A 23,738-nucleotide genomic window follows, 5' to 3' on the forward strand; every position below is an offset into this window, starting at 1 on the left:
TTCACTCTTTCGTAACGATTGAGAATGTAAGGTTTTTTATTTCAGGATGTGATTTTATAAAGTCGTTAACATCATTAAGTGATGTATCTCGTATAAGATTAAGTTCTTTTTCGTAATATCCCTCGGGAAGCGATAAATAATGTTCATTGAATTTTTTTAAAAGTCTTTGGTTTAAAGTTTCATTTCTTAACGGTTCACTGCCAATTAAAAACTGTTTCGCCTGATTTAGCTCTTCTTGTGTAATACCGTTTTTTTGAAAATCGTCAATAATATCTTTTACTATAGTGATTGCATCATCGGTGTTTTCAAGTTTGGTTTGTAGATATCCGCTTAATAGTTTATAAGTTTTTCTAAAAGCGTTATTAGTATACGCAGAATAAGCATAGCCTCTTTTTACCCTTATTTCTTCCATCATTCTGCTTCCAAATCCTCCGGCTCCGAGTATGAAGGTCGCTATTTTTGCAAGATGTAATTCTTTTTTGTAATCAACCTCAAATGGTGAAGCAAAATGTATATAACTTTGTTCAACATTTTTTAGCTCTTTTATATTATTTTGAGGAGTAGGTTTAAAAGTCGGATTTTTTTGTTTTACAGATTTAAAAAGTGAGATTATATCGGAGAGGTCAGTTTTTTTACCACCATTTATAATTACAATTTCTTTTTTAAAAAGGGTGTTATAAAAGGCTATAACATCATCAATGTCAATATTATCGACACTTTCTCCCATTACCGGATATTGTAGGGGTGTATTTTTGAATATTGTTTTAAAAAGATTTTTTGAAGCTATATAGTCATGATCGTTTTGTTTGTTTTTTATTTTTGCCGAAATCTCATTTTTTGATTTTTCAAAAGATTCTTGTGAGATGTTTGGTGATGTAATAATGGATTGTAATAAGGAAACGGCTTTTTTTTGTTTTTCATTGAGAAATTTAATGGAAAAAGTAAAAAATTCCCTATTGACACTTGTATGAAATTCTATGCCGTCTTGTTCTAAGACAGAGTAAAATTTTTCTTTTTTATCTTTATTTCCTTTTGTGTTAAAAAGATGGCTTAAAAAATATGCTACACCTTCTTTTGCAAATATGCTTCCAGAATCTTTAACAACTATTTCAATTATACTCCTGCCTAAATTGTCTTGTTCGAAAATTATCATTTTACTCCTTTTCTGTTAATGAGGACTATTTAATAAAATAGCGGCCGAGTTTTCCAGAATAATTGCTTTTTTAATTGCTTCTTTTATATCTCTTGCAATAATATAAACACCAAATCCTCTTATTATTACTATATTTTTATCTCTTAGATTTTTTGAAATTATAAAATCTTTGTTTTCTTCCCATTTCTGGACGTCGTCTATTTCGATAATCTTTACTTTATCTAAAATCTGTTGACCTTGGTAATCTATAGGTTTGAAATAGGTGTGTTCTAAAGAATAAGTGATAATATTAAGAGGAAAGACATTCAAAATAGCTTTGGCATAAGATAAATCTTTATAAATTCTTGCATGGATCTCAATATCTTTAGATGTTTCTTTCCATGACAGATCTTTTTTATTAATATGGACAATTTTACAAAAATCTTCTTCGTAAACAGATTTATTTTGATTATTAATAATCATTTTGTCATTTTCAAGTTTCAATGAAATACTTCCTACAGCCAAGTTTAACATGTTTTTTTCATATAGTATTTTAGCTGTTAATTTATATTCGTCTAATATTGTTGAAATTACCAAGATTAGCCTTTTTTGTTATAATTATACTATATTAATTGAGAATGGAGAATTGAAAATTGAGAATTGAAGATATACCTCATATACCTGTTTTGTTGAATGAAACGATAGGTCTTTATAATGATATGCCGGAAAACGGATATTTTATTGACTGTACTTTAGGATTCGGCGGACATAGTGAAGCTATTTTGGAAAAATATCCTAATATTAAACTTATCGGAATAGATCAGGATGCGGAAGCTATGCATTTTGCTAAAAATAGATTGGCAAGGTTTGGTGATAGGGTACAGTTTATAAATAAAAGAGCTTCGAGCGCTTTGGAAGAGCTCCCGGAAGATTTACCTGTTTCAGGTATACTTGCGGATATCGGTGTTAGCAGTTATCAATTGGATAATAAAGAAAGAGGTTTTACATTTGAGAGTGAAGAACTCGATATGAGAATGGATAAAACTCAGGATTTTAGTGCAAAAGATGTAGTTAATTTTTATTCAAAAGAAGATTTAGAAAGAATTATTAAAAATTACGGAGAATGTAGAAGATTTAAAAAAGTTGTTAGTGCTATAATTTCAAAAAGACCTATTAAGTCGAATAGGGAACTTGCCGATATATTAGGACATATAGGCCTAAGAGATAAAAAAGATTTGGCAAAAATTTTTCAAGCTATCAGAATAGAAGTAAATAATGAACTGAATGAACTTGAAAAAATTTTAAAAAATGCTAAAAAATTAGCGAAAAACGGTACTATTTTAGGTATAATAACTTTCCATTCATTGGAAGATAGAATAGTAAAAAACACTTTTAAAGAATGGTCTAAAAAATGTATTTGTCCTCCGGAGGCCATTAGATGTGAATGCGGAGGAAATAATCAACTTGGAAAAATACTAACAAAAAAACCTCTGGTTGCTTCAAAAGAGGAAATAAAAATGAATCCGAGAAGCAGAAGTGCAAAACTTAGGGGGTTTCAATTTATTAGGGGATAGGGATGAATTCAGAAGTTCAAGCATATGAAAAAGCAGAACTGTTAGAAAATATTGAAGATTATATAGAACAGGAATCTTTATCAAGAACTATTATTAGAAATCTTATATTAACAATTGTTTTTTCTTTGACAATATTATTCCCTAAAATTTACATTTCATCGGAAATCTATATTAAATCAGTTCAGATTAACAAACTCTTAAACGAGTATTATTCCCTAAAGGCTGAAAACTCACTTCTTGCTTCTAAAATTGAAAAAATTAAATTCAAAAACAGAATGGAAAAGCTTACTTTTTAACTTCATTACTAATTAACTAAAATTTGCTACAATTCCCTTAAAAAGAGGGTATATGAAAAGATTTATAGAATTTTTTATAAAAAAAGCAGTATTTACTCATGTGTTATTTTTAATAGTAATTATTTCCTCTATAATTGCATATAAAAATGTTGCAAAAGAATTGTTTCCTCCTGCAACGCTTGATAAAATTCTTATTCAGGGTGCCTATCCGGGTGCAAGTCCTAAAACTCTTGATAAAATGGCCGTAACACAAATAGAGGATGACTTAAAGTCTTACCAGGAAGTCTCTTCAATAGAAAGTGTAATAAGAAACGGTAGCTTTACTATAACCGTTAACCTTAAACCGAACGCAAATAAACTTGAGCTTTTAAGCGAGTATAAAACTATTACTTCAAATCTTAAAAAAGATCTACCGAGTGATATGAACGAACCGAGTGTTACTATAGCTAAAAAGGCTTTTCCATTAATGTTTATTTCCGTTGCAAGTAATGTATTAAATAAAGACGAGCTTTTAAATCACGCGGATAATATAAAAAAAATTCTTAGTCAAATAAAAGATTTAACTCAAATAGACATTAGAGGAGATAGCGATAAAAATATCTATTTTGAACTGAATAACAAAAAAATTGAGGCATTAGGAATTAACAAATCTCAATTGATCAATGTACTTTCACAAGTATCGACGATATTTCCTGTAGGTAAAATTGAAGGTAGTACACATTATTTTATATCGATGTATTCTAAAAACGTAAACGATTTTAAAAATATGATTATAAATGTCGGAAATATAAAAGTCAGATTGAAAGATATAGCAGATATTAAAAAGAAATATGAAACACCTACACAAATAGGTAAGTATAACGGTATTCCAAACATTACGATAGACGTAAGAAAAGGTGAAAGCGGAGATGCTATAGCCATAAGTAAAAAAATCAGAAATATTCTTAAAAACTATCATTTAAAACATCCTGAAATAACATTCGGTATTTCAACCGATACCAGTAAATGGGTTAGAAACAGGTTTAATACTGTCGTTAGCAATATTATTTTCGGTTTAATTTTGGTATTTTTTATTATGTGGATATTTTTAAACTGGAGAATTTCACTTGTTGTAACTCTCGGTATTCCTACTTCTTTTGCAATTGCAATGATTGCGCTTGATTATTATAATTTTTCCCTTAACCTTCTTTCTATGCTCGGAGCTTTGATTGCACTTGGAATGATTGTAGATGAAGCTATAGTTGTAGGTGAAAACATATATCGCCATATGCAAATGGGAAAAAGTAAAACTGAAGCAGCGATAGACGGTACTGTTGAGGTGTTTTGGCCTGTGGTTGCGGCAGCAATGACTACTGTTTTAGCTTTTTTACCTATGTTGTTAATAAAAGGTGAAATAGGTGTATTTATAAAAATACTTCCTGTTATGATTACAATTTTGATTTTAAGTTCGTTATTTGAAGCATTTATATTTTTACCTTTACATTCAAAGGAGATTTTAAAGGTAGAAGAGTCTAAAAAAGATATTTTTTGGCAAAAGTTTTCACTGTTTTATAAAAATTTATTAAAGTATTTCTTTAAATTCAGATATATAGCTTTATTCTTCTTTCTTGTTATGGTTCCCGTTTTAATCGCCATAGGAATGAAACATTCGAAGTTTCAGTTGTTTCCGGATTTTGATGCAAGTCAGATATATGTTAACGGTAAATTTGAAAGCAATTACACAATAACGCAAACGGCAAAAGCAATTAAAAAAATAGAAGAAGATTTAAAAAAATATGTTGGAAAAGATGTTGAAGGTTTTACAACGGTAGTCGGAATGCAGATGAACAACAAGGGTGAAGCAAATGTAGGTGAAAATTACTTTCATATATTTGTTGATTTAAACGATAAAAAACCTACTGATGTGTATAATAAATATATCGCACCCATATTTCAGCCTATAAAGGTAGAAAATCAAATAAGAACACATACCGCTCAACAGCTTTCACATATGTTTAAAAAAGATTTTGCTGATATAAAAATACCGGGAATGGTTGAACTTAACGTAATTGTACCTCAGGCAGGAGTGGTAAAAAGCGACATTGTTATAAGTATAGGAGGCCAGTCTCAGGAAAAAATAATTGAAGCCATCAAAAAATTAGAAACAGTAATGAAAAAAATTAAAGGTGTTTATAACATATATGACGATGCAGAGTTGGGTGCCGATGAATTGAAACTAAAAATAAACTCATACGGCCAAAAACTCGGCTTTACTCAAGTAGGACTTTTTAACGAATTAAGGGGTTTTTTTGCGGAAGCGGAATTCGATAAGACATTTGATAAAGATGGTATCGTTAAAATAATACTTAAAGATAAAAACAAAGACTCCTTTAATGAACTAAAAACATTCAGGGTTACAATACCGGGAACCAATCGATATATCGAATTAAATAAAGTATGCGATTTTATTATTACAAAAGCGTTTAAAAAACTACATAAATATGATGGCATTGCGGCTAAAACAGTATATGCTACACTTAACAAAAAAATAATAACCACCGCAGATTTTTATGTGAAGGTAAACCCTTTGTTAAAAGAGTTTAAAAAAGAGGGTCTCATTGTTATTATTGGTGGTGCGGCTAAAACGAGTAAAGAGTTTATTAAAGATTTAAAAGAAGCTTTGGTTGTTGCAATATTACTGATCTTTTTAATATTGGTGCTTATGTTTAATTCAGCAATACTTCCATTTGTCATTATATCAGTAATACCTTTATCATTTTTGGGTGTGATAATCGGAAATATGATTATGGATATGAATATGACTATGCTTGGAATGATTGGTATCGTTGGACTTGCAGGTGTTGTTGTAAATGACGGTATTGTTATGATAGATTTTATTAAAAAGGCAAAAAACCTTGATGAAGTTTTAGAATATGCGTCTCATAGATTAAGACCTGTACTTTTAACATCAATTACAACATTTTTCGGATTGCTCACTTTAATGTTTTTCCCAAGCGGACAATCAGCGATTTTACAGCCTTTAGCTATTGCGTTAGGTTTCGGTTTGGCATGGGGAACTATATTGAATCTTTTTTATTTGCCTATTTTTTATTACGTATTAAGAAGAAAGCATCTACATAAATAGTAATGGAGCTAATTAATGAAAATATTTATTAAAACATTTGGATGTAGAAGTAACCTTTATGACAGTGAGGTTATGAAAAATATTCTTAAACAAAATGCGGAAATTGTTTATAGTGAAAATGAAGCGGATATTATAATTGTAAATTCTTGTACGGTAACAAATTTTGCCGACAGAGATCTTAGACAGTATATAAATAAGTGGCAGAGTAAAAATATTATGTTAACAGGTTGTGCGGCATATACCCAAGGGGAGGAGCTGTTTAAGCAGGGGAAAGTAAAAACTGTGCTCGGACATAAATATAAAGAAACAATTGATAAATATATCGCTTTTCAAGGTGTTGAATTAGGTGATTTTGATTTTATCAACCAAAAAATTATAACCGAATATACTAAAGCCAAAGCTTTTGTTAAAATACAAGAAGGATGTGATTTTGAGTGTGCATATTGTATTATACCCAGTGTGAGAGGGCATTCAAGGTCACTGCCTGAAAATATAATTTTAGAACAGATAAAAACACTTTCACAAAATGGTATTAGTGAATTTGTACTGACGGGTATTAATATGGGGAGTTACGGGAAAGATACAAACACTACACTTTCCGAATTAATAGAAAAAATTTCAAAGATAAGAGGGGTTAAAAGAATAAGATTAGGTAGTTTGGAACCAAGTCAGCTTGATGAGAGGTTGATAGAGCTTACTCAAAACGGAATACTTGAAAAACATCTTCATATTGCATTGCAGCACACAAGTGACAGAATGCTTAGAATCATGAAAAGAAGAAATAGAGTAAAACAGACGCTTGAGTTATTTGAAAACCTTGCAAACAAAGGTATAGCGTTAGGTACGGATTTTATTGTTGGTCATCCTGGGGAAACGGAAGAAATATGGCAAGAAGCACTTAAAAATTTTAAAAAATATCCTTTAACGCATATACATATTTTCAGATTTACTCCAAGAGACGGAACCCATTCTGCTACACTCACACAGAATGTTAAAGGAGATGTTGCTAAAAAACGTGCTAAAATTTTAGATGAGATTGTAAAAAGAAATAATTATAATTTCAGAATAAAAAATAAAATTCCATTAACAGTACACGTTGAAAATTATAAAAACGGTTTTTATGAAGGATATGATGAGTTTTATAATAGAATGATGATAAAATCGGATAAAAATATAAAAGGAAACTGGATGAAAATAAACGATTATGAAATAAAGGATGTAAATTATGCACAAATCAAGTAAAAATACTTTAATAGTATCTGTTTTAATCGGGATTTTAATTGCATTACTGATTTTTGCATCTTTAAAAGGGGACGGGTTAGATGCCAAAACATTAATTAATCAGATAGTTGCTGTAGTAATTGTATTTGGCTTTTTTATATTGCTGATAGTTCTTTTAAGAAGAGTAGTTCCAAACACTCAGCAACCGCCTCAACAAGTTCAGGTACAGATGGATACTGGTATTGAAAAGGACTTTGTAATCAAACCAACCACTTCAAATGTAACGTTCGATGACGTTGCCGGAATAAGTGAAGTTAAAGAGGAGCTTGTAGAAATTGTGGATTTTTTAAAAAATCCTGATAAATATAAAGCATTCGGCATTGAATTACCAAAAGGTGTTCTTTTAGTCGGACCTCCTGGTGTCGGTAAAACGTTAATTGCTAAGGCGCTTGCCGGAGAAGCCGGAGTTCCGTTTTTTTACCAAAGCGGAAGCAGCTTCGTACAGATGTATGTAGGTGTCGGGGCTAAAAGGGTAAGAGATCTTTTTACAAAAGCGAAAGCAACTGCTCCGAGTATTATTTTTATAGATGAAATCGATGCGATAGGAAAAAGCAGGGGAAATTTAAGAAACGATGAAAGAGAAGCAACTTTAAACCAGCTACTAACCGAAATGGACGGTTTTGAAGGAAGCAGCGGTGTAATTGTAATAGGTGCCACTAACAAGGTTGAGCTTTTAGATGAAGCGCTTCTTAGACCGGGAAGATTCGATAGAAGAATTTATGTTGAATTGCCGGGACTTAAAGACAGAATTGAGATTTTAAAAGTTCATTTAAAAAACAAACCTTTTAAAGGCAGTCTTGAAAATATTGCAAAAATGACAGTCGGTTTTAGCGGGGCGGCTCTTGCGAGTCTTGTTAACGAAGCAAGTATTTATGCTCTAAAAAAAGGCAAACATTTCGTAGAAGAAGAAGATTTTTATGCGGTGAAGGATAAAGTTTTAGTAGGTAAAAAAAGACTTCAAACATACAACCCTAAAGAAAAAGAGATTTTAAGTTATTATCAGGCGTGTAAAGCTGTTATTGCTGAATGGCTAAGTGTGGACTTTGAAAGAATTTCGTTAGTAAAAGACGATTTTAAAGAAGAAGATAAAGAAATAGTTTCAAAAACGGAAATGATGAATAAAATACAGGTATATCTTGCAGGACGTGTAGGTGTGGAAGATAAATTTAATGAAAAATATTCAAATGCACATTTGGATTTAAAAAAAGCAAGGGAACTTGCCGTTAAGATGATCCAAGATTATGCAATGGGTGAAAATATCATTTCAGATGAGGGTGAGGTTGCTAATATTTTAAATGAAGCTCTTAATGAAGTAAAAGTTTTATATTCTTCGAATTTAAGAATGATTGAAGCTGTTTATCATATTTTATTGGAAAAAGAAGTTATTCATAAAGAAGATTTCGAAAAATTAAAAAATGAAATATTTTAACGGCTTTTGTCTAAAAAACGAAAAAAAACTTTTTCAAAACTATATAGTTGAGGAAGAGTTTGTAGTGGCTGGGTTTAGTTACGGAGCTCAACGAGCAGTTGATTATGTAATAAACAGTAGTGAAAGAGTAGATAAACTGCAGCTGCTTTCTCCTGCTTATTTTAATTATCCTCAAAAAATTATTGATTTAAATATCAATGCTTTTAAATTGAATAAAGAAAAATATATAGAAAATTTCATGAAAAAAGCAGGATTTTTTAATGAAAAATATATAACAGACTGTACTGTAGAGGATCTAAATGCTCTTTTTACTTTTGATTGGGAAAAAATAAAACTGATTAAAAATGTAAAAATAGAGATTTTTTTGGGAGAATTTGATAAAATCATTTCTTTAAAACCTGCCGTTGATTTTTTTAAAAATTACGGTGATGTATATTTAATAAAAAAAGCTAATCATTTCTTAAGGAGTTAATTTGGACGAACCCAAGCATATTTTTAAAGAATATTGGGATATTTTTGTAGGTTTTTCTGCACTGCCTCTTGCTATAATCTTTCATCTTCAAGGTTTAAGTGTTTTTGCTACGCTGTTTGCTGCAATAGGGATCGGAGCACTTGCTGTTACGATCAGTGAAATAGCTGAAATATTGGCTGAGCGTTTCGGAGAACCGTTTGGCAGCTTAATTCTTACTTTTAGCGCCGTATTAGTTGAAATATTAATACTTTTTATGGTTGTTTTGGAAGCGAAAACGCATCCTGAAGTAGTTGAAACAGTCAAAAACGGTATTATTGCAACCGTTATTGTTGATCTAAATGCTCTTTTAGGAATTGCGGTATTTGTAGGAGGGCTTAGTTTTAAAGAGCAGGTTCATAACGAGGATACCTCAGCAAGTTATACAACGATATTATTCGTTGCGGCTGCAATGCTTTTGGTACCTACAACCATTTCCATTCATTCCGATCAGGATTCTTTATTTAATGCAAGTTTGATAATTGCAACACTTCTTGCAATATATTATTTTTTCATTTTTAGATTTCAGACTGATACTCATGTTCATTTCTTTAAATTCAAAAAAAGAAGCAGGGTAAAAAAATACAGAAGAGAAGATGAAGAAGATGAAGATTATTATTTCGATAAAAAATCAAATATGTTTAATATCGGATTTTTAGTGTTTTTACTTGTTCTTATAGGTATGCTTTCGGAAATTTTTGCAAATGATGGTGTAAACGTATTTAAAAGTTTCGGACTTACTGCCGGGTTTGTCGGTATTTTAATTGCATTCGTTACAGTTGCGCCAGAATTGTTTACGGCGATTAGAGCGGCTAAAAACGATGAAATGCAAAGAGTGGTAAATATTGCTATGGGTGCGAGTACCGTTAGTATTCTTTTAACGGTACCTTCTCTTATTTTCCTTTCTTTACTTGTTGGAGTCGATTTGACTTTGGACTTTACCCCATTACAGGTAGGAGCGTTAATACTTACGATTTTACTTGTTTGGAAAACTACAGAAGACGGTGAGACAAACTATCTTGAAGGACTTTCACATTTAATGCTGTTTTTAAGTTACGCTGTTATAGCAATATTCTACTAATCTATTTCTTTTTTTCCTTTTTTTATAATTTGAAGTTATTTTAATATTAAATTTTTAATTAAATATGCTAAAATGAAATGTTTAAAATTAATAAAGGAGATAAAATGGATAGAAGAAAATTCCTTAAAACTGCTGGGGTAGGGGCTGTAGCTGCATCTACTTTTACAACAAATTTATATGCAAAAAGCACTAAAACATTAAAAGTATGTTTGTCATGGCCTAAAACATTGCCTATCATGGGTGAGGGTATATTATGGTATGCAAAAAGAGTTAATGAACTAAGTGGCGGAAGTTTAAAAATAAAAGTTTACGGAGCTAATGAATTAGTGCCGGCTCTTGGAGTTTTTGACGCTTGTTCAAAAGGACTGATAGACGGTTTCCACTCAGGACCGTATTATTGGAAAGGTAAGAATCCTGCGTTTAGTTTATTTACTGCGTATCCGTTCGGAATGATCGCTGATGAAATGATGGCTTGGTTTGATTTTGGCGGCGGAATGGAAATTTGGAGAGAGTTATATGCAAAATATAATTTAATTCCATTCAAAGGCGGTAACACTGGTAACCAGATGGGTGGATGGTTCAGAAAACCTATCAAGTCTTTAGCTGATCTTAAAGGTCTAAAAATGAGAATTCCTGGACTTGGTGGGGAAGTTATGGCAGCTCTTGGTGTTAAACCTGTAAATATTCCTGGAGGTGAATTATACACTGCTCTTGAAAGAGGTGTTATTGACGCAACTGAATGGGTAGGACCTGCTCTTGATACTAAAATGGGATTCTATAAAGTTGCTAAATATTACTATTCTGGATGGCATGAACCAGGAACAAACTTAGAATTAACATTTAACAAAAGAAAATTCGAAAGACTTTCAAAAGAACAACAAGCGATTCTTGAATCAGCGGCAAATGAAATGAATGCAAGAATGCTTGCGCAATTCCAATACGAAAACGGCGTAGCTCTTAAAAAAATCATGGAAGGTAAATACGGAGTTCATTTAGGTCAATTCCCTGATGATGTAAACGAAGCTGCAAAAAGAGCTATCAAAAAAATCTTAGAAGAAAATGCAAATAAAAACAAAGACTTCGCAAGAGTTTATGAATCAATTCAAAAATTCTTCCCAACAACAAGAAAATGGACAGATGTAGGAATGAAAGCTTATCTTGATATGAGAGACAGCGGATTTTTAGTATAACCCTTTTTCGGGTTATACGAAATCTTTTAATACTTCTGAACAAAGAGCAAACCCAAAGGCTCCCGTAACACCTACAAAACTTCCCATATCGCATTTTACAGGTTTTTCTATTGAATAAACCACTTTGAAATCACCATTGAAATTGTCTTTTTTTAGTTTATCTCTTACTTTTTTTGCAAGTGGGTCTGTGTTTGTTTTCCAGATACTATCTATTCTTATTTTTGTAGGGTCTATTCTTTTGGCAGCTCCCATAGAAGAGATAATTTTAGGATATGCCGCTTTGATTAGTTCAATCTTTGCATTTATATCATCTATCGCATCAATAACAATGTCATATTTATCAATCTCGAGGTCTTTAATATTCTCAGGAGAAAGTTTCATGTCTATAGGTGTAACGAACGGATATAATGTAGATAGCACTTTTACTTTTTTTTCTCCTATAAATTCGCTTCCGATTTGCCTGTTTTGGTTTGTAATGTCAAATACATCGTAATCTATGATAGTTATATTGCTTACTCCGGAGCGATAAAGGCAGTCAAGTGCATATCCTCCAACACCTCCGACTCCGCATATAAGAATTTTAAGATCTTTTAAATGTTCAAATTTTGAAAAAAGTTTTTTACATCTGTCATATCTCATTGAGTTTCCTTGCTAAATTCAATATGTTAAGATATGTTTTTGAAAATTTTGGTTTGATGTTGTTTTTATAATAATATTCAAAATCGTCAGCAAAAATCGTTGTATCGAATTTCACCCCAATCAAAGCTCCTATTTCTGTTGCAAAAGAGTATTTTAATTCATCGATTATTTCATAAATCTCTTCTTTTGAATATTTTTCATAATTTAGTATTTTGTCTCTGTAATAAAGTTTTCCCTGATTAATGTTATTATATATCATATCTTCAAGTGGATATACTTCACTTATTCCTGGGATTATTATGTGAATGGCTATAAATGGATTAGCATTATATACTTTTATATATTCTTCATTGGTAAATACGTCCAAATCTTCAAAGTCCCATTTAACTTCTTTAAAAAGAGGCGCTTTTAAAAAATTTGTGTGTACGTCACCGCTTAAATTTACAAAATGTCTATATAAATTAAAAGAGTTTTTAATTTCTTCGATATTTTCGTTAAATCTGCCTCTTTCACGCATTTCTGTTTGCCATAATTCAAGATATGCTTTTTGTATTGCCTTTTCCCTGTTTAGATCACAACCAAAAGAGAGAATTATTTCATCATTTTCAATAAAACTTGCAGCCATGACAGGATATTTTCCGTTTAGGGTAGCGTCGTAAATTTGAATTTTTGCAGAATTTAAAGGGTGATTTATTTTTGGCAAAGGCAAACCGTATCGAATTACATCAAATTTTACATATCTTTCTATAATTTCAGTCTTTGCATTATAATATGCCTGATTTAAATCAAAATGAAATGCCATACCGTTACTTGCATAAAGATTTTGTATAAGATTAACAGGGAAAAAAACTTTTTTTGCTGTAGATTTTTCTAAAAAAGGAATTGATAAAATTTCAAACTTATCGGAATTGAAATCAATTAAGTCCTCCGGTTCCATTTCATCTATTTTGTAAAACTGTTTTAATTTTTCATTTAAAAAATCTCCGCTTTTCATTTGCGGATATAAATCATTTATATAATACTCTTCAAAATAGTTTCTGTTAATTACCCTTTCGCACATTTCCCCATACGCACTTAATAATGCGTCTTTTTCAGTAGAGCCTTTACCGTAGCTTGTAAAAGAAGTGTTATAATCCGTCAACTTTGCTAAAAACACATTTTTTTCAGGATTTGTAACTGAACTTTTCAAATCCATATCAAGGGATGACAAAAAAGTATGAAGTTCTTTAATCATTTATACTCGTTTGTAATTCTTTTAAGCTTTCATAAGCTGTAATATCCAATTTTAAAGGTGTTATAGAAATGAAACCGTTTTTTATTGCATTAAAATCACTATTGTCCTCTTCTTTGAATTTTAGAGGATGTAGCCCGATCCAGTAATATTCCTCACCTCTTGGATTTAAGTGTTTGTGGGCATCGAATCCATATAGCCTGTAACCGAGCTTGGTTACTTTGTATCCTTTTATTTCTTTTGTATTCGGAATGTTTACATTTAGAATCTGTCTGTGCGGGATATTTATTTTTCTTTTAAGAACTTTCTCCGTCAGATCTTTTGCAATTTTTTTTGCGTTTTCCCAGTTTACTTCAGTAGGAGGCGTGTCGTAACTTTTCAGAACCTGAGAAAAAGCGATAGACGGTATGCCGTGTATCGCTCCTTCAAAAGCACCTGCGGCGGTACCGGAATAATTGACATCCTCACCCATATTTGCTCCGTGGTTTATACCGCTTAGTACGATATCGGGCTTGTCATTTTTAAACAGTTTATCCATTGAAAGATAAACACAATCGGCCGGTGTTCCGTCATCAAGTTTGTAAAAATTTTTTTCAATTTCTACGAAACGTAACGGCTTTGTTATGGTTAAAGAGTGTGAGCATGCGCTTTTGTGGTGTGCTGGTGCGACAATATATACTTCTCCGAGGTCTTTAACGGCGTCTATTAAAACCTCAAGTCCTTTTGCTTCAAAAGAGTCGTCGTTAGTTATTAAAATTTTTGGCATAATTCTCCTTAAAAAGGGTTGTTGATGTATTCAAAGTATTTACGTTCCGATATATCTTTTAAAATTTTATCAAATTACCCGTTTTATTCAGCTGAAATTGAAGAAGATTTTGAAAACTTTAAAAACAAACTATCGGAATATGACGTGGGAGTGTGGGTAAATGCAGAATTGAGAATTGAGAATGTAGAATTGAGAATTACTGATTTAAAAATTTTCAACTCATTAGGTGAGGAGCTTAGCTGGGAAGATGTTGTGCTAAATTATATGAAAGCACTAAATACGTTTATGAGAGAGCAGATAGGAGTATGTATAAACAAAAACATTCCGAGAACCATTGACAACGAGCTTACCTATTTGATTATACAGAGAAAAGATAAAAAAGAGTTTAGTGATATGTTTTTTGTAGCTGTTGACGGTGAGGTTATTTTTCCTATGATTAACAAAAACTTCGATGTAAACCTTGCTTTAATAAAACTTGCGGAGTGGAAAAACCGCGCCGGGATGAAAAATTTGATAAAATTTCAATATTAATTTATCATAAAGGATGAATATGGCAAAACTTGTACTTGTTAGACATGGAAAAAGCGAATGGAATAAACAAAACAGATTCACAGGGTGGGTTGATGTTGATTTGGCACCTGAAGGGATAGAAGAAGCGAAAAAAGCAGGACAAAAATTGAAAGAAGCAGGTTTTTGTTTTGATATATGTTTTTCTTCATATTTAAAAAGAGCTATCAAAACGGGAATTATAATTCTTGAGGAACTTGACTTACTGTTTATAGACCATCTTAAAGACTGGAGATTTAACGAAAGACATTACGGAGCTCTTACAGGGCTTAATAAAGACGAAGTTAAAGCCGAAGTTGGTGAAGAAAAATTTCTTCTTTACAGAAGAAGTTACGATGTGCCGCCTCCGCCGCTGAGCGAAGATGACAAAAGACATCCGAGATTCGACCCTCATTATAAAAATTTTCCGGTTGAATTATTGCCTAACACTGAAAGTTTAAAAGACAATCAGATAAGAGCAATGGCGGCTTTTCATGAAAGAGTGGCACCTTTACTTGTAGAAGGAAAAGACGTGCTTATTACTGCTCACGGTAATACAATCAGAGGTATGGTAAAAGAACTTGACGGAATTAGTGACGAAGATATTCCAAAATTTGAAATCGCTACTGGGATTCCAAGGGTTTATGAGTTTGATGAAGCTTTACATATCAAAAACGTATATAATATAGACTAAGATCTTTCAGATCTTTTTCTATAACGATTTATTCTCTCTAATAAAAAACAAACTTCCAAACAGCGCACTGAAAAGATTTATACTTACAAGCATATAAATAATAACTATCTGATAACTGACTGCTTTAAGAGGATCGGCTCCCGCTAAAAGCATACCGGTGGTAATTCCGGGAATTGCTACAACACCAATTGTCTGAAGCATGTTGTTTACAGGTATAAGTGCGGCTTTAATAGCCTGACGCTGCATAATTTTGAAAGCTTCTTTAACACTTGCACCAATTGCTACAAATGCTTCAATAAGCTCTTTTTGAAGTTCAAGTTCACGTCTTATTCTTTCGATTGTGAGTGTATAGGTATTTAATGAGTTTCCTATAATCATACCTGCAATAGGAATAAACTCGTTTGGTTTTAGAGAAATTATATTTAATATTATCAAAGTTGAAAGAATAATGACTGTACTTAATGTCAGAGAATAAAAAGCCGCTTTAAAACTGAATTTACTCCTTTTTTGAGCAATATATGCAGAGTATAACAGCATAAGTAATACGATAGGAATATAAAAAATAGGATTTTTTATTTTAAAAATAAATCCTAAAACAAAGCCAAGAGCAGTTAATTGTAAAAACGCCCTCAAGGAATTAATAAAAAGTTCTTTTTCTATACCTATTTTGAATTTGTAAGAAATTATAAGTGGAATTAAAACCAATATGAAACTAAATGCTATTAAATCAAACTGCATCAATTTCCTTTTTTCGAATTTTAACATTTATAAGATTAATTTGGTACAATTTCTTAAAAAAAGGGAAGTTATGAAAATTATCAAAACCACTTCTTCCGAATTCCAAAATGAATTTAATGAAATCCTTTCTCGTGGTAAAATGGATATAGAGAATGTAGAGGGAATTGTTAAAAACATCATTAACGAAGTGAAAAATGAAGGTAATGAGGCTCTTTTCAGACATATTTCAAAATTTGACAAATGGGAACCTAAGACAGATAAAGATTTAGAAATTTCTAAAGACGAAATGAAAAAAGCATATGAAAATCTTGATGAAAAACTGAAAAAAGCACTTCATTTAGCTTATGACAGGATTAAAGCATATCATGAAAAACAACTTCCTAAAACATGGCTAACTTTTGAAGATAACGGTACTATTTTAGGTCAAAAAGTTACTCCGGTAGACAGTGCCGGAGTATATGTGCCTGGAGGCAAAGCATTTTATCCGAGCAGTCTTTTAATGAATGTTATTCCTGCCATAGTTGCTGGAGTTAAAGAGATAGTAGTAACAACTCCTGTTATTGAAAATAAACCTAATGAGCTGTTACTTGCGGCATTATATATATGCGGAATGCCTAAAACATTTAAAGTGGGAGGTGCAAGCGCTATTGCTGCTATGGCTTACGGAACTGAAAACATTCCCAAAGTCGATGTTATTACCGGACCTGGTAATATTTTTGTAGCAACCGCAAAAAAACTTGTTTACGGTGAAGTGAATATCGATATGATTGCCGGTCCAAGTGAAATAGGTATAATTGCAGATAACACCGCAAAACCGAATTATATGGCAATAGATCTTTTGTCTCAAGCTGAACATGATGAAATGGCAAGTTCGATTCTTATTACTGATTCTGAAGATTTAGCTTATAAAACAAGAGAAGAAGTTTATAGATTTTTAGAAGAACTTGAAAGAAAAGAGATTGCTGGAAAATCTATTGAAGAAAGAGGCGCTATAATAATTACGAAATCAATTGACGAGGCAATTGAACTAATGAATGAAATTGCACCGGAACATTTGGAAATCGTTACGGCAAATCCTTTTGATTTACTTCCGAAAATCAAACATGCAGGAGCTATTTTCCTTGGAGAAAATACTCCTGAGCCTATTGGTGATTATATTGCCGGACCGAATCATACCCTTCCGACTGGTGGAACAGCAAAATTTTATTCACCTCTAAATGTTGAAATATTTATGAAAAAATCTTCAATTATTTCATTTAGTAAAGAAGCTATAAAACAGATGGGTGAAGACTGTGCTATTCTTGCGCATACCGAAGGGCTTACCGCTCATGAAAAATCAGTGCTTGAAAGACTTAAATAATTGAAAGAGAAAATATTATCCTTTTTTTCTTTCTTAAGCGATACCGTATGGGATCTTTCTCCCAATTCTCCTCTTGCTTTTATAATATATTTGATATTAATTACCGTTATTTGTCTTTTTTTTATTTTTTATTTTGCAAGAAAATCTAAAAACAACAATACTAACAAATCTCAAAAACATCACAAATTGACACTTGATGATCTCATAGATATAGCGGACAACCCTAAATCAAATACGGCGGATCTGCTTTCGGCTTTAATGTTATTTAACGAAAAATTTGTTGTTGCCCAGGATAAAGAAAAATCTATGCTGTTTTTTGAAAAGATTTTAAATCATAAACATAGACATAAAAAACTTTTTGATTATTTCCACGGCAGTATCCTTCCGAAAAACATTACATATAAAGATGAACTTGATACATTGGAAAAAAAAGCGTTAAATAAATGAAAGATAATTAATTTTAACAAAATACAAGTATTGGTGACAGACACTAATGTAGGGAAACAAAAGAAATAGAGATTAAACTCTATCTCTTAAGTTTAATGCAGTAATCACTTCAAGATATTTGTCGTGATCTTTTCTTTTAAGGTATCTCATAAGTCTTTTTCTTTGACCTACAAGCTTTAATAGACCAAGTCTGCTTGAGTGATCGTGTTTATGTTGTTGTAAATGTTCGTTGATTTCATTGATTCTTTCAGTCAATAACGCGATTTGAACCGCTGGACTTCCAGTATCTTTTTCATCATTTCCGAATTTAGCGATAATTTCTCTTTTTTTCGCCGAATCCAAAGCCATGTTAGCCTCCTGATTGGTAAATTTTCAATTTTCATTGAATTGAAATGAAAGTATATCTCTTTTTATAAAAAAAAGCAAATTTATATATAATTATGAAGTTGATATAAAAAAAGGAATTATTATGAGATTTATATTATTAGTTATTTGGTTCAGTGTAGTTTTATTTGCTAAAAATATTTTGATATTAAATTCATATTCTATACAGTTGGCTTGGACGAAAGGAGAGCTTGAAGGTGTGTTGCATGTGTTAAAGGATAACAAAGATCTAAAAAAATACATTGAATTTATGGATACTAAAATATTCAGACCGACTCCGATGAGAATGTATAACTATTACTATTATTTAAAAAACAAATATAAAAATATAGATTTCGATATTATTATCACTACTGATGACAATGCTCTTAATTTTGTTAGAAAATATAAAGATTTTCCTTTATTCAAAAAAGCAAAAGTATTTTTCTGTGGAGTTAACAACCTTTCTTTAGTGCAAAAATTAGACAAAAAAATTTATACGGGAGTGTTTGAAAAAAAAGAACCGATGGAAAACTTGAAATTTGCAAAAAAAATCAAAAAAGATTTAAAATATGTATATATAGTTTCAGACGCTTCAACATCCGGAACATTGGTGGTAAAGCAGTATTTAGATGCATTTAAAGGTATTAAAAACATTAAATTTATAGTATTAAATAAAAAAGACTTAAATACCGTATTGGATAAACTTAAAGATTACAAAAAAAATTCCGTAATGATGCTTTTGACACCTTCGAGCTATTATTTGAATGATAAACATGTAAACTATATCGTGGCGTCACAAATGATTTCCAAAATTTATAATGACCCTATGATCGTGCATACAGATATTTTTGTAAATATTCCAAAAACGAATATAGTTGGCGGTAAAGTGACTGATGCACTTTCTCAAGGGGAAGAGGTAGGTCAAAAGGTGTTAGAGTACATAAAAGGTACACCGGTGGAAAAGATACCTTATACGTTTGAAAAAGCAAATAAAATGTATTTAAATGTAAAAAATTTAGAAAAATTCGGAATAAACGCTTATGAGCTTGGATATAAAAACGCAATATACGTAAATAAACCGACAACGTTCTGGGAACTTTATAAAGAATGGATTGTTTCATTCAGTGCGGTTGTTGCTGTTATTTTAGTGTTTTTAGTTGTATTGGCGTTTAAAAACAGAGAGCTTAGAAATTACAATCAAAAAATCAAAGAGCTTAATCAATCATTGGAAGACAGGGTAAAAAAAGCTGTTGAAGAGATATCCAAAAAAGACCAGCTTTTGGCACATCAAACAAGACTTGCTGCGATGGGTGAGATGATCGGAGCTATTGCGCATCAGTGGAGACAGCCACTAAACACCCTGGCAATAAATATTCAATTGCTACCTGAATACGTGGAGGAACATGGTTGTGACGAAGAAACGTTAGAAAAGTTTGTTGAAAAAAACATGGATACGATCTTTTTTATGAGCTCGACAATTGATGATTTTAGAAATTTTTTCAGAGACGATAATAAAAAAACTTTATTCAGCATAAAAAATGCATTGGAAGATACATTAAAATTAATTAACGAACAACTTAAATCGAAAAATATTAATGTCAAAATAAAAGGGGATGATTTCGAAATATACGGAAGTAAAACTCAATTTCAGCAAGTATTGCTTAATTTAATTTCAAATTCAAAAGATGCAATTGAAGAAAACAAAATCGAAGAAGGTGAAATTTTAATAGAAATCGATTCTAAAAATAAAAAAGTCTCCATTACCGACAACGGCGGAGGTATCGACGAAAAAATTATATATAAAATTTTTGAACCGTATTTTACAACGAAAGATCTTAAAGGCAGCGGAATAGGGCTTTATATGTCAAAAACAATTATTGAAAAATATTTTAACGGTAAACTTGAAGCTACTAACGTAAAAAACGGTGCAAAATTTACAATTTCCTTTAACTAAAAAGGATAATTTGTGTATAATTTTACAAAAAGGATTTAAGTTGCTGTTTACAAAATCGACCGCTTATACTTTACATGCATTAGTTGAACTTTCTAAATTTGATAAACCGGTAGATGTGACACATTTAGCGGAAATAACTGAACTGCCTAAACCGTTTTTGGCAAAACTGCTGCAAACACTTTCAAGAAAAGGATTCGTAAAGTCTTTTAAAGGAATACATGGAGGCTTTATTCTTTCCAAAGAGCCGAAAGATATCAAAATCATTGATATTTTCAGAGTAATGGAAGATAAAAACTCACTTGTGTTTTATTGTTCGAGTGATCCTGATGACTGTATGAGAGGAAGAGCAAATATATGTTCAATAAGACCTTTTTTTGCATTTTTGGAAGAAGAGTTTTTAAAAATAGTTCAAAACTACACATTAGAAGATGTTATAAGGATGAAATCTGGTAAATAAAGTCAAAAATTCACTAAAAATATTTAGCGAAATCACTGATTTAGGTGTTGTTGCATTTGTTTTTGCAATACTCCTTATTATTATAGTACCGCTACCAAGTGGTATACTCGATTTTTTCTTAACAATTTCTTTGTCAGTCGGTGTTTTAATTCTTCTTTTAAGTTTATATATTCCCAAGCCGACTGACTTTACAACATTCCCGACTATTATTTTGATTGTTACTCTTTACAGGCTTTCGCTTAATGTGGCTACCACCAGAATGATTTTATCTAAAGGTTATGAAGGTCCGGATGCTGTTTCTAAAATAATTACGGCGTTTGGTAACTTTGTTGTTGGCGGTAATTATGTTATCGGTATAATTGTGTTTATTATATTGGTAATTATTAACTTTATGGTTATTACGCAAGGTTCTACAAGGGTTGCAGAAGTTGCTGCAAGATTTACTCTTGATGCAATGCCGGGAAAACAAATGGCGATAGATGCGGATTTAAATGCCGGTTTGATTGATGAGGCCGAAGCAAAAAGAAGAAGGGCGGAACTTATTCAAGAAGCAAACTTTTACGGAGCGATGGACGGTGCGAGTAAATTCGTAAAAGGTGATGCGATTGCTGGTATTATTATTACACTTGTAAATATAATTGCCGGTTTTATGATCGGTGTATTTCAGCAGGGTATGGATTTGGCTCAAGCCGCATCAACATATACTATACTAACCGTGGGTGACGGATTAGTAGGTCAAATACCCGCTTTAATGGTTTCTACGGCGACAGGTATTATTATTACAAGAGCTACAAAAGACGAGACAAATTTTGCGGAAGGCGTAATAAAACAGCTTATAAGAGACTATAAAGTCGTACTGATAGTCGGAACAATTTTATTCTTTATGGCATTTATTCCGGGGTTTCCGACAGGAAGTATGATTTTTGTAGGACTTGTTTTTTTAATAACCGGATATATGATGATGGAAACGGAAAAAGGTGTGGACCCTATTCAGTCTCTTATTGCCAAATTTAGAAAAAAACCTCCTAAAAAGATTTCAGAAGGTAAAAAAGCAACTACTAAAGGTGAGGAAAGCACCGAAGAAAAACCTAAAAAATCTCCTGAAGAATTGGCTAAAGAAGAAGAAAAAGTTCTTGAGGATATTCTTAAAGTAGAACTGCTTGAACTTGATATCGGATATCAACTGATTAAAATCGCCGACCCTAATCAGGGAGGCGACTTACTTGACAGAATAAAAACAATGCGTAAAAAAATTGCTCAAGATTTCGGTTTCTTAGTGCCGCAAATCAGAATTAAAGACAACTTGCATCTTAAGCCTACAGAGTATCAAATTTTATTAAAAGGTGTTGAAGTTGCAAAAGGGGAAATATATCCTGATAAATATCTTGCAATGTCAAGTCCGATGGTTATAGAAGAAATTGAAGGTGAAAAAGTAAAAGAACCGGCGTTTGGGATCGATGCGATATGGATTGATGAAGATAAAAAAGAAGAAGCACTAATGAATGGTTATACCGTTGTGGACGCTTCTACTGTAATTGTTACGCATATTAGCGAAATAATTAAAAAATATGCAGAAGAATTATTAACAAGACAGGATGTTCAGGCGTTGCTCGACAGGGTTAAAAAAGACTTTCCTGCAATTGTTGACGATGCTTTGAAAGTTGCTAATATCGGATTAATCCAGAGAGTTTTAAAGTCTCTTTTACATGAAAAAATCCCAATTAAAGACATGATAACTATTCTTGAAACAATTGCCGATGTGGCTGAATATACGAAAAATATTGACGTTATTGTCGAACATGTAAGAAGCTCTCTTAGCAGGGTGATTACAAAACTTTATGAAAGTGAAGACGGTACACTTAAACTGATTACGTTCGATACGCAAACAGAACAGTATCTGATGAATAAATTACAACAGCAAGGTGAGCAAAAACAGTTTTTATTAACTGTTGCGGAAATGAATAAATTAGTTGAAGAAATAAGTAACGCCGCCGCTGAAATTTTAAATAAAGGTATTGCGCCTGTTGTTCTTATTGTTGACCCTTTAATAAGAAAACCTCTTTCCGAAATACTTGAAAGATTCGGAGTTGAAGTAGTGGTTCTCTCACATGCGGAAATAGATCCGAATGCGAAGTTTGAAGTGTTGGGAAGTATTAGTATTAATTTTAATAATCAACAATAAACTATTTAAAAGCTATAAAAGTAGCAAAATTGTTCCATCTAAAAACAACTTCAATCTCTTTAAATCCGGCGTTTTTTAGCATTTCAATATTTTCTTGCATTGTATATGGAATAAGTACATTTTCAAGAGCTTCTCGTTTTTGAGCAATTTCAAATTCGCTGTAACCCATTTGCTTTTTATAATCATAATAGATATCAATCATTATTTTGTTTAGTTTTTTGTTTTCCGTAATCAGCTTTTCGCTCATCAAAAATATCCCGTCGTTTTTCAGGGAATCGTAAATCTTTTTAATCAGTTTTTCCCTTTTAAGAGGTCTGATGAACTGAACGGTGTAATTTGCAACAATTGCCTTAGAACCGCTAAGGTCATATTCAAGAAAATCACTGTTTATAAATTCCACCTTTACGCCAAATGCTCTGGCCTTATTTTTTGCCCTTTTAATCATAGCTTCAGAATTGTCAATACCGATTAAGTCAAGATTTTCTTTTTTCTTGGCAAGCTCTATTAAAAAGGTGCCTGTAGAGCTTCCCAAGTCTATTATTTTATCTTGGTCTGATAAAAAGTTTTTTAGTATATCTATTTGTAAATTAAGGTTTTCTTTATAAAAAGGAACGCTTCTATTAAGCATATCGTCAAAAACACTTGCAACTTCTTCGTCAAATTCAAATTGTTTTTCAATAGGCTTATTAAAAACTTTATCTTCCATTATTATCCTTTGGTATAATTATAGTAATTTTATCAAA

23 protein-coding genes are annotated in these 23,738 nt (G+C 31.7%); 15 read left to right on the forward strand and 8 right to left on the reverse strand.

Annotated elements, in window-relative coordinates; genetic code table 11:
* Window position 1: 1 nt before the first annotated feature.
* Window positions 2–1,153, reverse strand: coding sequence for a M16 family metallopeptidase (locus NAMH_RS04280; protein WP_015902382.1), 1,152 nt, complete (start codon window positions 1,151–1,153; stop codon window positions 2–4).
* Between the two features lie 15 nt (window positions 1,154–1,168).
* Window positions 1,169–1,729, reverse strand: a complete 561-nt coding sequence (locus NAMH_RS04285; protein WP_012663755.1) for a class II aldolase/adducin family protein — start codon at window positions 1,727–1,729, stop codon at window positions 1,169–1,171.
* Between the two features lie 56 nt (window positions 1,730–1,785).
* On the opposite strand from NAMH_RS04285, the gene rsmH reads away from it, so the two are divergent.
* From rsmH to NAMH_RS04325, 8 genes are all read left to right on the forward strand, one after another.
* Window positions 1,786–2,706, forward strand: coding sequence for a 16S rRNA (cytosine(1402)-N(4))-methyltransferase RsmH (rsmH, locus tag NAMH_RS04290; RefSeq protein WP_015902224.1), 921 nt, complete (start codon window positions 1,786–1,788; stop codon window positions 2,704–2,706).
* Window positions 2,707–2,708: 2 nt separating this feature from the next.
* The gene (locus NAMH_RS04295; protein ID WP_012663510.1) at window positions 2,709–3,002 is read left to right on the forward strand and encodes a hypothetical protein; all 294 of its coding nucleotides are present in this window, start codon (window positions 2,709–2,711) and stop codon (window positions 3,000–3,002) included.
* Between the two features lie 52 nt (window positions 3,003–3,054).
* On the forward strand, window positions 3,055–6,126 hold the full coding sequence (locus NAMH_RS04300) for an efflux RND transporter permease subunit (RefSeq protein ID WP_015901941.1): 3,072 nt from the start codon (window positions 3,055–3,057) through the stop codon (window positions 6,124–6,126).
* A gap of 15 nt (window positions 6,127–6,141) precedes the next feature.
* Entirely contained in the window at window positions 6,142–7,368 is a 1,227-nt protein-coding gene (gene mtaB, locus NAMH_RS04305) for a tRNA (N(6)-L-threonylcarbamoyladenosine(37)-C(2))-methylthiotransferase MtaB (protein WP_015902429.1), read from the forward strand.
* Window positions 7,352–8,836: an AAA family ATPase gene (locus NAMH_RS04310; protein ID WP_015901877.1), complete on the forward strand. Its 1,485-nt coding sequence runs from the start codon at window positions 7,352–7,354 to the stop codon at window positions 8,834–8,836. Before mtaB ends, NAMH_RS04310 begins: the two co-directional genes overlap by 17 nt.
* A complete protein-coding gene (gene bioV / locus NAMH_RS04315) occupies window positions 8,823–9,308 on the forward strand; it encodes a pimelyl-ACP methyl ester esterase BioV (protein ID WP_015902148.1) in 486 nt (161 codons plus the stop codon). Before NAMH_RS04310 ends, bioV begins: the two co-directional genes overlap by 14 nt.
* A gap of 1 nt (window position 9,309) precedes the next feature.
* Window positions 9,310–10,425 carry a calcium:cation antiporter gene (locus tag NAMH_RS04320; protein ID WP_015902247.1) on the forward strand — a complete coding sequence of 372 codons (1,116 nt, stop codon included), beginning with the start codon at window positions 9,310–9,312 and terminating at the stop codon, window positions 10,423–10,425.
* Window positions 10,426–10,529: 104 nt separating this feature from the next.
* Window positions 10,530–11,615, forward strand: a complete 1,086-nt coding sequence (locus tag NAMH_RS04325) for a TRAP transporter substrate-binding protein (protein ID WP_012663800.1) — start codon at window positions 10,530–10,532, stop codon at window positions 11,613–11,615.
* 12 nt (window positions 11,616–11,627) lie between these two features.
* Here NAMH_RS04325 and NAMH_RS04330 read toward each other — a convergent pair whose 3' ends face one another.
* From NAMH_RS04330 to surE, 3 genes are read right to left on the reverse strand one after another with little or no spacing between them, the layout of a single operon-like run.
* On the reverse strand, window positions 11,628–12,254 hold the full coding sequence (locus tag NAMH_RS04330) for a ThiF family adenylyltransferase (protein WP_015902036.1): 627 nt from the start codon (window positions 12,252–12,254) through the stop codon (window positions 11,628–11,630).
* Complete coding sequence (locus NAMH_RS04335) at window positions 12,244–13,488, reverse strand: YcaO-like family protein (protein ID WP_012663619.1); 1,245 nt, start codon at window positions 13,486–13,488, stop codon at window positions 12,244–12,246. The genes NAMH_RS04330 and NAMH_RS04335 overlap by 11 nt, the downstream gene beginning before the upstream one ends.
* Window positions 13,481–14,251: a 5'/3'-nucleotidase SurE gene (gene surE / locus NAMH_RS04340; RefSeq protein ID WP_015902839.1), complete on the reverse strand. Its 771-nt coding sequence runs from the start codon at window positions 14,249–14,251 to the stop codon at window positions 13,481–13,483. The genes NAMH_RS04335 and surE overlap by 8 nt, the downstream gene beginning before the upstream one ends.
* A 24-nt stretch (window positions 14,252–14,275) precedes the next feature.
* Here surE and NAMH_RS04345 point away from each other — a divergent pair, with 24 nt between their 5' ends.
* Together NAMH_RS04345 and gpmA are read left to right on the forward strand one after the other, a co-directional pair.
* Window positions 14,276–14,782 carry a hypothetical protein gene (locus tag NAMH_RS04345; protein WP_015901759.1) on the forward strand — a complete coding sequence of 169 codons (507 nt, stop codon included), beginning with the start codon at window positions 14,276–14,278 and terminating at the stop codon, window positions 14,780–14,782.
* A 19-nt stretch (window positions 14,783–14,801) separates the two neighbouring features.
* Complete coding sequence (gene gpmA / locus NAMH_RS04350; RefSeq protein WP_015902116.1) at window positions 14,802–15,491, forward strand: 2,3-diphosphoglycerate-dependent phosphoglycerate mutase; 690 nt, start codon at window positions 14,802–14,804, stop codon at window positions 15,489–15,491.
* An 18-nt stretch (window positions 15,492–15,509) separates the two neighbouring features.
* On the opposite strand, the gene NAMH_RS04355 is transcribed toward gpmA, so the two are convergent.
* Window positions 15,510–16,229: an ABC transporter permease gene (locus NAMH_RS04355; protein WP_015901996.1), complete on the reverse strand. Its 720-nt coding sequence runs from the start codon at window positions 16,227–16,229 to the stop codon at window positions 15,510–15,512.
* Window positions 16,230–16,299: 70 nt separating this feature from the next.
* Here NAMH_RS04355 and hisD point away from each other — a divergent pair, with 70 nt between their 5' ends.
* Complete coding sequence (gene hisD, locus NAMH_RS04360; RefSeq protein WP_015902317.1) at window positions 16,300–17,589, forward strand: histidinol dehydrogenase; 1,290 nt, start codon at window positions 16,300–16,302, stop codon at window positions 17,587–17,589.
* Window positions 17,590–18,036 (forward strand): hypothetical protein, encoded by a 447-nt coding sequence (locus NAMH_RS08985; protein WP_012663436.1) that lies wholly within the window; start codon window positions 17,590–17,592, stop codon window positions 18,034–18,036. It begins immediately after the preceding gene.
* A 72-nt stretch (window positions 18,037–18,108) separates the two neighbouring features.
* Here NAMH_RS08985 and rpsO read toward each other — a convergent pair whose 3' ends face one another.
* On the reverse strand, window positions 18,109–18,384 hold the full coding sequence (rpsO, locus tag NAMH_RS04370; protein ID WP_015902512.1) for a 30S ribosomal protein S15: 276 nt from the start codon (window positions 18,382–18,384) through the stop codon (window positions 18,109–18,111).
* A gap of 121 nt (window positions 18,385–18,505) precedes the next feature.
* On the opposite strand from rpsO, the gene NAMH_RS08990 reads away from it, so the two are divergent.
* Genes NAMH_RS08990 through flhA form a run of 3 tightly spaced genes read left to right on the forward strand, consistent with a single transcriptional unit; the run spans window position 18,506 to window position 22,995 of the window.
* The gene (locus NAMH_RS08990; protein ID WP_012663680.1) at window positions 18,506–20,356 is read left to right on the forward strand and encodes a sensor histidine kinase; all 1,851 of its coding nucleotides are present in this window, start codon (window positions 18,506–18,508) and stop codon (window positions 20,354–20,356) included.
* 40 nt (window positions 20,357–20,396) lie between these two features.
* Window positions 20,397–20,813 (forward strand): RrF2 family transcriptional regulator, encoded by a 417-nt coding sequence (locus NAMH_RS04380; protein ID WP_015902704.1) that lies wholly within the window; start codon window positions 20,397–20,399, stop codon window positions 20,811–20,813.
* 19 nt (window positions 20,814–20,832) lie between these two features.
* Window positions 20,833–22,995 carry a flagellar biosynthesis protein FlhA gene (gene flhA, locus NAMH_RS04385; protein ID WP_420835239.1) on the forward strand — a complete coding sequence of 721 codons (2,163 nt, stop codon included), beginning with the start codon at window positions 20,833–20,835 and terminating at the stop codon, window positions 22,993–22,995.
* 1 nt (window position 22,996) lies between these two features.
* Here flhA and cmoA read toward each other — a convergent pair whose 3' ends face one another.
* Window positions 22,997–23,701 carry a carboxy-S-adenosyl-L-methionine synthase CmoA gene (gene cmoA, locus NAMH_RS04390; RefSeq protein WP_015901966.1) on the reverse strand — a complete coding sequence of 235 codons (705 nt, stop codon included), beginning with the start codon at window positions 23,699–23,701 and terminating at the stop codon, window positions 22,997–22,999.
* Between the last annotated feature and the right edge of the window lie 37 nt (window positions 23,702–23,738).

The sequence above is a fragment of the Nautilia profundicola AmH genome, from assembly GCF_000021725.1.
In the GTDB taxonomy this organism is placed as follows: Bacteria; Campylobacterota; Campylobacteria; order Campylobacterales; family Nautiliaceae; genus Nautilia; species Nautilia profundicola.

Excerpts from the sequence above, each read along its gene's own strand:
- NAMH_RS04280 (WP_015902382.1), bottom strand. The coding sequence starts at position 1,153 with ATGATAATTTTCGAACAAGACAATTTAGGCAGGAGTATAATTGAAATA.
- NAMH_RS04295 (WP_012663510.1), top strand. The coding sequence starts at position 2,709 with ATGAATTCAGAAGTTCAAGCATATGAAAAAGCAGAACTGTTAGAAAAT.
- NAMH_RS04300 (WP_015901941.1), top strand. The coding sequence starts at position 3,055 with ATGAAAAGATTTATAGAATTTTTTATAAAAAAAGCAGTATTTACTCAT.
- mtaB (WP_015902429.1), top strand. The coding sequence starts at position 6,142 with ATGAAAATATTTATTAAAACATTTGGATGTAGAAGTAACCTTTATGAC.
- NAMH_RS04310 (WP_015901877.1), top strand. The coding sequence starts at position 7,352 with ATGCACAAATCAAGTAAAAATACTTTAATAGTATCTGTTTTAATCGGG.
- bioV (WP_015902148.1), top strand. The coding sequence starts at position 8,823 with ATGAAATATTTTAACGGCTTTTGTCTAAAAAACGAAAAAAAACTTTTT.
- NAMH_RS04325 (WP_012663800.1), top strand. The coding sequence starts at position 10,530 with ATGGATAGAAGAAAATTCCTTAAAACTGCTGGGGTAGGGGCTGTAGCT.
- NAMH_RS04330 (WP_015902036.1), bottom strand. The coding sequence starts at position 12,254 with ATGAGATATGACAGATGTAAAAAACTTTTTTCAAAATTTGAACATTTA.
- NAMH_RS04335 (WP_012663619.1), bottom strand. The coding sequence starts at position 13,488 with ATGATTAAAGAACTTCATACTTTTTTGTCATCCCTTGATATGGATTTG.
- surE (WP_015902839.1), bottom strand. The coding sequence starts at position 14,251 with ATGCCAAAAATTTTAATAACTAACGACGACTCTTTTGAAGCAAAAGGA.
- NAMH_RS04345 (WP_015901759.1), top strand. The coding sequence starts at position 14,276 with ATGTATTCAAAGTATTTACGTTCCGATATATCTTTTAAAATTTTATCA.
- gpmA (WP_015902116.1), top strand. The coding sequence starts at position 14,802 with ATGGCAAAACTTGTACTTGTTAGACATGGAAAAAGCGAATGGAATAAA.
- NAMH_RS04355 (WP_015901996.1), bottom strand. The coding sequence starts at position 16,229 with ATGCAGTTTGATTTAATAGCATTTAGTTTCATATTGGTTTTAATTCCA.
- hisD (WP_015902317.1), top strand. The coding sequence starts at position 16,300 with ATGAAAATTATCAAAACCACTTCTTCCGAATTCCAAAATGAATTTAAT.
- rpsO (WP_015902512.1), bottom strand. The coding sequence starts at position 18,384 with ATGGCTTTGGATTCGGCGAAAAAAAGAGAAATTATCGCTAAATTCGGA.
- NAMH_RS08990 (WP_012663680.1), top strand. The coding sequence starts at position 18,506 with ATGAGATTTATATTATTAGTTATTTGGTTCAGTGTAGTTTTATTTGCT.
- cmoA (WP_015901966.1), bottom strand. The coding sequence starts at position 23,701 with ATGGAAGATAAAGTTTTTAATAAGCCTATTGAAAAACAATTTGAATTT.